We start from the raw sequence: 6112 nt of genomic DNA on the forward strand, positions 1-6112 counted from the left end.
CCCGGTGCGGGCCGCGGCCCGGCGCTGCAGCTCGGCCGCGCTGGTCGGCCGGTTGCTGACGATGACCTGCCGGGTCTCCTTCTCGTACCAGCGGAAGGCGGGCACGTCCTCGGTGGAGCCGTGCAGGATGCCGAGCTGGCTGGCGCCGGTCTGGCTGGACCAGTCGGTGCGCCAGGGGGTGAGCGTATGGGTGGTGTCCACCCAGCCGGCGACGGTCTCCATGATCGGCGGCCGGTTGCCGCGGGGCCGCACCGCGTCCCGCAGCACATCGTGTCCCACACCGTCGATCTGCAGAAACACCGTCCCGGGCGGCTGCGGCGGCCCGCCCGTCTCGCCCCGTCTGCGCCGACGGCGGTCCGCGAGCCGCGCCAGCCGCCGACGGTAGGCGCCGTCGTCCCGTACGGTCAGGAAGGTGCTGGTCGCCGAGGACGCGGCGGACATCACGGCCGCGACCACCACGGCGGTCTCGGGCTCGGCGGCGCCGCGCCCGTCCGGGATCAGATTCAACGCGACCAGCAGCAGCGAGCCGTTGAGCACGAACACCAGCAGCCCGAGCACAAACGCGGGCACCAGCAGCAGGGCTCGCACCAGCAGTGGCCACACCAGCGCGCTGAGCAGACCGAAGGCCCCGGCGCCGCTCGCCGCGGTGATGGCGATCCGGGTCGTGCTGTCCCCGTCGGCGGACTGCAGCCGGAAGTCGGGGAGGATGCCCGCGAGGGCCAGCATGGTGAGCGTGGACACCGCCCACACCGCGAGCACCCGCAGCAGGGCCGCGCCCACGGATTTCCAACGGGGCATCTGCACGCCGTCACTCACCTCGCGTATCCAGGCCCGCTCGGCACTCGCGGACCGGCCCCCAGCCTGTCACAGCGGATCTCGGGCCCAGCCGGGGCGTTTCTCTATAAGAATCTCGTTCATTGATATGGACACGCCATGCGCACCGGCCTACCGTGACTCTTGGTCTAGACCATGATCAATCGACTGGAGGTGACGATCACATGCCCGCGTTACGCACCAGAGTGGCCATCGCCGTCGCCGCGCTCGTGGGAGCGCTGACCGGCGTGGCATCGGCAACACCGGCGACAGCGACCGCGACCGCGCCGACGGACGGCTGGCAGCAGAAGTCCTTCACCTACGCCATGCACAAGCCCTGGAACCTCGACCTCAGCGAGCGCTACCGCTACGACTCGGGCACCAACACGCACACCATGTGGGTGTATTCCACGGACGAGCCCCTGGAAGAGGGCAGCTCGACCGATCCGCGCACCGAGATGCGGTGGCAGCAGGAGTACACCTCGGGCAAGCGCATGTGGGACGCCGATGTGTACATCCCGTCCGGCACCAACGGCGCGGACTTCATGCAGATCCTGCGGGTCAAGCACCCCTCCGGCACCCCCGCGACCGACATCATGCTGCGCGTGTCCAGCGAGAACGGTGGCACCGTCAAGCGCTATACGGACCAGGTCATCAAGTCCGGCGTCTACAACAAGTGGTGGAACCTGAAGGTCGCGCACGACGCGGACGCCGGAAAGATCCAGGTCTACGCCGACGACCAGCTGGTCCTGACCGTCGCCGACCGAGGGGCCGCGACGCGCCACTTCAAGAACGGCGTGTACCACCACGGCAGTGGCCGGGCCGAGGCCCGCTTCCGCAACATCCACTATTGGGTCAAGTAGAGGAGCGCGAGACATGTCCGTGAAACACCGCGCCATCGCCGCGATTTCGGCCGCCTGCGGACTGCTGCTGACGGCTCCGACCGCCGCCCACGCCGAGGTCGAGCCCGGCGGCTGGACCTCGGAGTCCCCCGGATTCAAGGTGCAGGAGCGGGGCTGCGGTCAGGTCGACGACCTGACCTTCACACTCACCTGCTCGACGGCGAGCGGGGACCAGCGCGCCGAGCGGCGGTATGACACCTACACCGGTGGCACCCACCAGTTCGAGGGGTATTTCAAGGTCACCAGCATGGGCGGCACCCGGATCAGCCTGAAGCAGACGTTCAACGACACGGACGGCAGCGCGGGCCCGTACTTCATGCTGGCCGTCGAGCGCGGCGGGCGGCTGTACGCCGTGCACGGCGGGGACACCCTCTCGAACGCCGGGACCGTCGGCGCGACGGTGCGGGTGAACACCGTGCACCAGGTGGGCAAGGAACACCGCACGTACATCAACGGATCGCTGAAGCACACCGTCGACAGCCCCGGCGGCAGCTTCTACGACAAGTTCGGTGCCTACCGCACCAGCAGCGGCAACGGTCCGGCCACGGTGGTGTGGAGCAACGTCAAGTTCTGGCGCAAGTGAGCGGCGCGCGCAGAGCCCTGGCGGCGGCGGTCCTCGCCGCCGCCGCCCTGGCCGGCTGCTCGTCGCCGCAGCCGGCCGCCCGCTCCGCCGAACCGGCCCCTTCCTCCGCCACCGGCACCAGGCTCACCGCCACTCTGACCTCGCCGGTGGACGCCACCCTGAGGTGGACGGGCACGGAGCCGGGGGCCGCCGGGCGGATCGTGGAGTTCGCGACCGCGCCCGAGGGGCCGTACACGATCCTTGAGTACGTGCCGCTCGGCCGGACCTCGTACCGGCACCCCGACCTGATGCCCCGGACGCCCTTCTACTACCGCGTGCGCCCCTACTACGGGCCCGCCTCGCGGCCGGTCGAGGTGCGGCTGCCCAAGGGGGATTTCACGGCGAAGGAGCAGAAGAGCGACCACGAGTGGGCGCCGCCCCGGACGCTGCGCCAAACGGCCGTGCGCACCGGCTCCGTCAAAGACGCCGCCACGGCAAGCGCGGCCACCCCCACCGGTCTGAAGGCGACCGTCATGCACGCCAACGGCATCCGGTTCACCTGGACCGACCACGCCTCCGACGAGCAGGGCTATCTGCTGGAGGACCGGCCGCAGGGCGGCGACCGCTTCCGGCCGGTGGCCGTCCTGGACCCGGACATCAACTCCTTCGGCCTGATCACCTTGGAGAACGAGAAGCGGGCGACGTACCGGGTGCGGGCCTTCTCCTACGGCAAGGGGTCCAACGTCGTACACCTGAAGACGGGATCCGCACCGGAACGGTGACAGACGAGCAGGTACGGCTCACGCGGGGCGGCCGAGCTCCTTGCGGAACAGCTCCAGGACGTTTCCGCCGAGGATCTTGAGGATGTCGCCCTCCGGAAGGCCCCTGCGGACCAGCGCCTCCGTCACCAGGGGCAGCCCGCGGGGGCCTTCGAGGCCGGGCACCACCAGCTCGGCGTACTCCAGGTCCTCGCAGCACGGCGGGCTGGTGTCCGCGCTGACCTCCTTGATGAAGTCGGGCCCCAGGCCCACCCGGTCCACGCCCGCGACCTCGACGATATGCAGGATGTGGTCGGCCAGCCGGTCCACCGTGCGCTCGGCGGGGTCGGTGGCCAGGAACTCGCCGAGGAAGTTCACACACACCATGCCGCCGGTCGCGACGAGGCCGCGGATCTGCTCGTCGGTGAGGTTGCGGTGGTGGTCGAGCAGGGCGCGGGCGGAGGAGTGCGTGGCCAGCACGGGCCGGGTGGCGAGCTCCAGCACATGGGCGACGCCCGAGGCGCCCAGATGGGAGACGTCGAAGAGGATCCCCAGGCGCTCCATCTCCGCCAGTGCCGCCACCCCCGCCTCGGTGAGCCGGCTGCCGGTGGCGTCCTCGCCGCTGCCGTCGGCCAGGGCGGTACGGCCCCAGTGGGCGATGGACGCCATGCGCACCCCGAGCCGGTGCAGGGTCGGGATCAGCTCCACGTTCGCGTCCAGTCCTGGGGCGCTCTCCAGCGCCAGGACCAGCGCGATCCTGCCCTCGTCCAGGGCGCGGTCGATATCGTCCCCGTCCAGGCACAGCCGTACCTCGTCCGCGTTGCCCTCGGCCAGGGTGTGCGCGCACTCGATCATCCGCAGCGTCTCGCGCAGCGCGCCCTCGGGGCGGAACTGGTCCTCGATGAAGACCGGCAGCACCTGAAGATCCACCCCGCCCTCGCGCAGCTGGGGCAGCCACTGGTCGCGGAAGAAGGAGGCCCAGCGGTGCGGCGGGCGAGCGGTGACCGCGATCAGCAGGTCGTTATGGGCGTCGGCGACCACCGCGCGGCGGTGGAGTTCCAGATGCGGGGACACGTACGCCATGGTGGCGTACGGGTCGGGCGCCGGGCCACGGAATATCCGGTGGGACAGCAATGGGACAACAAGTGGCGACGGGGCTGTCAACACCCTTTCGAATGAATCGTCGCATCCATGAGCCGGTATCGGCCGTTCCAGCGGTACCGTCCCACCGGCATGGCCGTTGCCGGGGCGCCAGGGGGATATGAGCGTGGAGAAGTTCAACGTGGTGGCGCTGGGGCCGTCCGGCTCCGGCAAGACCGTGTATCTGGCGGCGCTCCAGGAGCGGCTGCGCACACAGGACCCGCAGCTGGGATTCCATGTGCGGCTCCCCCGCGACCAGGAGCGGAAGCTCACCGAGGTGTACTCCGAGGTCGCGAGCTCGGGCGACTGGCCGGCGCCCACCGACCGTACGGAGACCCCCGAGTGGACGTTCACGTGCCGGATGTGGACCCGGTTCGGGGTGTTCGAGACGATGCAGATCGAGTACATCGACTACGCCGGGGAGCATCTGACCCACCCCGTCGGCGAGGGCTCGCAGGTCCAGGACTGGTTCGAGGAGCGTCTTGAGACGGCCGACGCGCTGCTGGGGCTGCTGGACGGGGTCAAGATCCGCGGTCTGCTGTTCGGGAACCGGGGCGCGGAGGACTTCCTCCGGGACGACCTGGCGCCGATGTTCTCCCTGATGCAGGGATTCCCGGGGCCCATCCACTTCGTGCTGACCAAGTGGGACCTGGTGGAGCAGAACTTCACGCTGGCCGATGTCAAGCAGCGCCTGATGCGGGAGCCCACCTTCAACCAGCTCGTCGCCAGCCGCGCGCCCGGGCGGACCCGAAGATTCCCGGTGCCACCCGGCCGGATCCGGCTGATCCCGGTGAGCGCCGTCGGCCGGGGGTTCGCGGTGCTCGACAGCGAGGGCAAGGTGCGCAAGCTGGACCGGACGAACCCCAAGCCCATGAATGTGGAGATCCCGCTCGTCTCGGTGCTGCCGGATCTGTGTGTGCGCGCATACGAAGCGCTGCGGATCAGTGAGGCCCGGCGGGCGGCCGGCCAGGATCTGCAGCAGGACCAGGAAGCGGGCGATAACCAGGACCCGGGCCAGGACTTGGGGGACCAGGCCGGCGCGCCCGGCTCCCCCGGGCGCGTCAGGAAGCTCCTCGCGGCGGGCCTGTCACCCCAGTTGCAGGCGCAGCTGATGAAGTCCGGAATCACCGTCAGCCCCGCCGTACTGGCGGGTTTCCTGGATGCCGCGCTAGGGGCGCTCGGCCAGTTGGCCTCCCGGTCGCCGAGAGAGGTCCGCAGGGCCAAAAGACTCCAGCGGTCGTGGCGCGGGCGCCGCGTAAAATCCGTCAAGGACGAGACGTCCGCCGTGCACCACACCGTTCACCGCCTGGTCGGCCAGCTGGGCGAGTTCGAGCGGGACGAGCCGGACTCCATACTGGCCTGAGGCGTGGGTGGTCCCGTGGAGAGTGTCGAGTGGTGGCCCTTCCTGATCAGCCGAGGGCGCCGCACCCCGTTCCGTACGGTCGTGGTGCCCGGTCTGCCCGGCGCCGACGGTCTGGAGCCGGTGCTGCTGGACGCGGCCGGCGGGAAGCCCACCCCGGAGGGGCAGCTGCGGTTCCGGGTCATCGAGCGGTCCGACGCAGACGACCTCGCCCTGGTGTTCCGGGTGATACGCCCGGACCCGGCCGAGGCGGGGGAACGGCAGGGTCCGCTGCACGACGCGCACTCCCGCCCGATCTATCTGATCGAAGGGGTGCTGCGCACCCTCCCGGCGGTCACCTCCGACGGCGGACCGCGCCCGTGGGTGCCGCAGGGGGCGCTGCGGACCGCCCATGAGCACAACGTCCCCGCCTTCCAGCGGTTCTGGCAGACGGACCGGTACGACCTGGCCCCCGTCCGGTCCAAGGCCCTCAGCTTCCCCGCGAACGCATCGGCGGAACGGGCCCAGTGGTCCGTCTCGCCCCCGTTCCGGGCGCGCGCCAGACGGCCGGCGAAACCCGACCCCCCTCCTCCTCCGC

The 6112-nt window shown here is 70.5% G+C and carries 7 protein-coding genes; 5 read left to right on the forward strand and 2 right to left on the reverse strand.

Annotation, left to right across the window (positions count from 1 at the left end):
• On the reverse strand, positions 1-798 hold a 798-nt coding region (locus tag CCN51_RS51040), incomplete at its 3' end, for a phage holin family protein (RefSeq protein ID WP_143676215.1).
• A gap of 200 nt (positions 799-998) precedes the next feature.
• On the opposite strand from CCN51_RS51040, the gene CCN51_RS51045 reads away from it, so the two are divergent.
• The 3 genes from CCN51_RS51045 to CCN51_RS51055 are packed head-to-tail and all read left to right on the forward strand — an operon-like array spanning position 999 to position 3059.
• Positions 999-1676, forward strand: a complete 678-nt coding sequence (locus CCN51_RS51045) for a polysaccharide lyase family protein (RefSeq protein ID WP_014175350.1) — start codon at positions 999-1001, stop codon at positions 1674-1676.
• A 13-nt stretch (positions 1677-1689) separates the two neighbouring features.
• On the forward strand, positions 1690-2298 hold the full coding sequence (locus CCN51_RS51050) for a hypothetical protein (protein WP_014175351.1): 609 nt from the start codon (positions 1690-1692) through the stop codon (positions 2296-2298).
• The gene (locus CCN51_RS51055) at positions 2295-3059 is read left to right on the forward strand and encodes a fibronectin type III domain-containing protein (protein WP_014175352.1); all 765 of its coding nucleotides are present in this window, start codon (positions 2295-2297) and stop codon (positions 3057-3059) included. The genes CCN51_RS51050 and CCN51_RS51055 overlap by 4 nt, the downstream gene beginning before the upstream one ends.
• Before the next feature lie 18 nt (positions 3060-3077).
• Here the strand turns inward: CCN51_RS51055 and CCN51_RS51060 are convergent, their stop codons facing one another.
• Positions 3078-4118 carry a dipeptidase gene (locus tag CCN51_RS51060; protein ID WP_014175353.1) on the reverse strand — a complete coding sequence of 347 codons (1041 nt, stop codon included), beginning with the start codon at positions 4116-4118 and terminating at the stop codon, positions 3078-3080.
• Between the two features lie 184 nt (positions 4119-4302).
• Here CCN51_RS51060 and CCN51_RS51065 point away from each other — a divergent pair, with 184 nt between their 5' ends.
• Positions 4303-5538: a TRAFAC clade GTPase domain-containing protein gene (locus CCN51_RS51065; RefSeq protein WP_086861217.1), complete on the forward strand. Its 1236-nt coding sequence runs from the start codon at positions 4303-4305 to the stop codon at positions 5536-5538.
• A 15-nt stretch (positions 5539-5553) separates the two neighbouring features.
• Positions 5554-6112: hypothetical protein (locus CCN51_RS51070; RefSeq protein WP_211303348.1), on the forward strand; the 559-nt coding region annotated here is incomplete at its 3' end.

This window comes from Streptomyces milbemycinicus, assembly GCF_002154605.1.
GTDB classification, from domain to species: Bacteria; Actinomycetota; Actinomycetes; order Streptomycetales; family Streptomycetaceae; genus Streptomyces; species Streptomyces milbemycinicus.